Source organism: Neisseria sp. P0021.S005, assembly GCF_051956955.1.
In genome coordinates this window covers 1-3,161 of record NZ_JBQCWY010000352.1, presented here as the reverse complement: position 1 = coordinate 3,161, position 3,161 = coordinate 1, and the positions used below count along the sequence as shown (strand labels likewise).

Below are 3,161 nucleotides of genomic sequence, written 5' to 3'. Positions count from 1 at the left end.
GCGATCATGTCCGCCAAGTGAATGAACCGACTGCCGCCCGTTTTAATGCCGACCCTGCGCGTCACTACGAAGCATCAGGTTGCGCGGGCAAGCTGATGGTGTTTGCCGTACGCTTGGATACGTTCCCGCAAGAAAAACAGACTGCCGTCTTCTATATCGGCACCAATGATATTAATGAGCTGACCGATATTCGTCGTGCCGCTTTGAGCGAGTTTAAAAACCTGCCTATTTCCGGTGAGTATATCCATCGTCATGCTTTTGATATTGCTGCCGTTTATGGTAAAGATACTTTTTATATCATCAAGACGTTCGGTACCCACCAACTTCCGAAACTGTTTGATCTGAAAGCCCGTGTGGATAGATTCAGCAAAAAGATAAGTTTCTTACCAAAACACTTCTCTGATAAATTCATGCAACTGATCAGTAAGATTTTGCCCGATCACTTGCCGAAGTCTATGCGCAACTATCGGGATAAATATGAACATCACCTGATTTTAAAAATGGGTGGCGAGGGCGTAGAAGAGGCGCGTGCTTTCTTGAAGGAATATTTTGCAACTCATGGTGGCGCATTCTTTGAATGTAATGCCGAAGAAACGCAGGCGGCCATGTTGCATCGTTTCGCCGTGGCTTCTGCCGCGATCCGCTATCGTGCCGTGCATGATGATGAGGTAGAAGATTTAGTTGCGCTCGATATTGCCTTGCGCCGTGATGACCGTGATTGGTTTGAAACACTGCCGCCGGAAATCGACAATAAAATCATCCATAAATTGTATTACGGACATTTTATGTGTCATGTGTTCCATCAGGACTACATCATTAAAAAAGGCAACGACTGCATGGCCTTGGAACATGAAATGCTCCATCTGCTTGACCAACGTGGTGCGCAATATCCTGCCGAACACAATGTCGGTCATCTGTATGAAGCCAAGCCTGCGCTGAAACAGTTCTATAAAAAACTTGATCCGACCAACAGCTTCAACCCTGGTATCGGTAAAACCAGTAAGAAGAAAAACTGGGCTGAATAAAGCATAGTCAAAACAAAGGCCGTCTGAACATTTCAGACGGCCTTTTTATATGTTTGTTTATCAGAACAGGTTGCTGATGAAAATCAGCAGAATCACCAACGGCACGAGGTATTTCACATAGGCAAACCAGATATTGACGGTGGTATGGTTGCCTTTGTAGAGCAATTCGTCCTTCGCTTCATCTTTCATCACGAAGCCAACAAATAAGGCAGAGCCAAGTGCGGTCAGCATAAACAGGATGTTGCCGCTGATATAGTCAAAGGCGTCAAAAATGTTTTTACCAAACACGGAAATATCTTTCCATGGGCCGTAGCTCAAGATGGACGGGATATTGCCGAAGATAAAAATCCCTGCCAGTACGATGGTAATCGCGGCTGCGCGGCGGATTTTGGTTTTCTCCTGAATAGTTGTAATCAACACTTCATAAATGGTCAGAGAAGTGGTCAGCGCGGCAATCAGAAGCAGTGAGAAGAAAATTACTGCAAACACGGGGCCTGCCCACATATTGGAGAACACGATCGGCAGGCTTTGGAACACCAACGTCGGGCCGGAGTTAGGGGCAACGCCAAAGCTGAAGAGGGAAGGGAAAATCATAAAGCCGGCCAACACGGCAATCAAAGTGTTGGTAATCGCGGTAATTACGGCCGTCTGAACCAGATCTTCATTTTTATCCAGATAGCTGGATAATGTAATCATCACGCCGAAACCCAAGCTCAAGGCGAAGAACACTTGTCCTAAAACGAAGACGAACAGTTCGGCAGTAATTTTGCTGAAGTCAGGTTTCAGATAGAAGGTAATGCCTTCCATTGCGCCCGGTAGGGTAACGTTGCGCACAACCATGGCAATCAGGAATAAAAACAGCAAAGGCATCAGGTATTTTGCCGCTTTTTCAATACCGCCGATCACGCCTTTGACCAAGATCCATTGGTTCACAACCACAAATAGGAAGGTGTAGAAAGCAATTTCCCAAGGGCTGTTTTCGATGTGTTCGGTAAAGAAGCTTTTGGTGACTTCGCCGGAAACAGGGCTGGAAATGTCCAAATTACCGCCGATGATATTGACGATGTAGCTGATAACCCAGCCGCCGAGCACCATGTAATAGGCCATGATGCCGAATGCGCCGAGCAGGCCCATCCAACCGACCAATTTCCAAACTTTGGCAACGGGTTTGCCATTCATTGTGCCGCCAAACGCATCCAGCGCGTTCACGCCTTTGCGGCGACCGATGACATTTTCCACCAAAATCATTGGAATACCGATGACCAGCATGGCGATACAGAACAAAAACACATACGCGCCGCCGCCGTTTTCACCAACCAAATACGGGAAACGCCATGTTGCGCCAAAGCCGACAGTCGCGCCGGCAACGGTAAGGATGTAAGTCAAACGGTTGGACCAGGTTTGACGGGGTTGATTGGAAGACATAAATACTCAGATGCATAAAAACAAAGACAACATTTTACCGCAAAGATTTAACGAATCTTGACTAAAGTCTGAAAAGAAAATTGGTTAAAAAAACCATGTAATGAAGAATTTTTAGTGGATTTATCTGGTTTGATTGGTATTGAAACCTGAAAACAGAGAATTTGGCTGAAGCGATATGAATGATTGAAAGAGCCGTAACGATAAAGGCCGTCTGAAAAGTGGGATATGGGAAAGGGTTGTTGTGAGGATATTGGATAGCACCAAAGTGTGCTTTCAAGAGTATGTCGGCAACAAAGATGGTATTTATCTAAGGCTGTCTAATAACATCCTGTAACCTTAGCTTGGATAGTCGCCGATAGGTTTTCTTTCTATAAAACGATTTGCCTGAAATGGGAATGGCACAGATTGATGCGGAAGAGACGAGAAAGAGAAAAGGAGTAATGGCAAGTTAATGAGTGGGAGATGAGGTCTAGCAATGATGGCTTCTTTAGATGAGAAAGGCCGTCTGAAAGTACATTCGTTTGGTTGCCAAATTTTAGATAAAAAAAAACCATCTATACTAAGGGGAAAGTATAGATGGCCAAACACATTACGGGGAAAACGTCTTACTCACTTACTCACTTCTTTCGAAGCAAGTGTTACTCAGACAGGCGAATTATACAATAGTTCAGTCTTCACAGTGTTAAATTCTGTTAAATAAAAATAATAAGG

The 3,161-nt window shown here is 44.8% G+C and carries 2 protein-coding genes; one reads left to right on the top strand and one right to left on the bottom strand.

The window, feature by feature from the left end; all coding sequences use genetic code 11:
• On the top strand, positions 1-1,025 hold a 1,025-nt coding region (dld, locus tag ACTHUE_RS14045), incomplete at its 5' end, for a D-lactate dehydrogenase (RefSeq protein WP_440423780.1).
• A 60-nt stretch (positions 1,026-1,085) separates the two neighbouring features.
• On the opposite strand, the gene ACTHUE_RS14040 is transcribed toward dld, so the two are convergent.
• Positions 1,086-2,450, bottom strand: coding sequence for a sodium-dependent transporter (locus ACTHUE_RS14040; protein ID WP_070712712.1), 1,365 nt, complete (start codon positions 2,448-2,450; stop codon positions 1,086-1,088).
• Between the last annotated feature and the right edge of the window lie 711 nt (positions 2,451-3,161).

Coding starts and splice junctions, on each gene's coding strand:
- ACTHUE_RS14040 (WP_070712712.1), bottom strand. CDS start 2,450: ATGTCTTCCAATCAACCCCGTCAAACCTGGTCCAACCGTTTGACTTAC.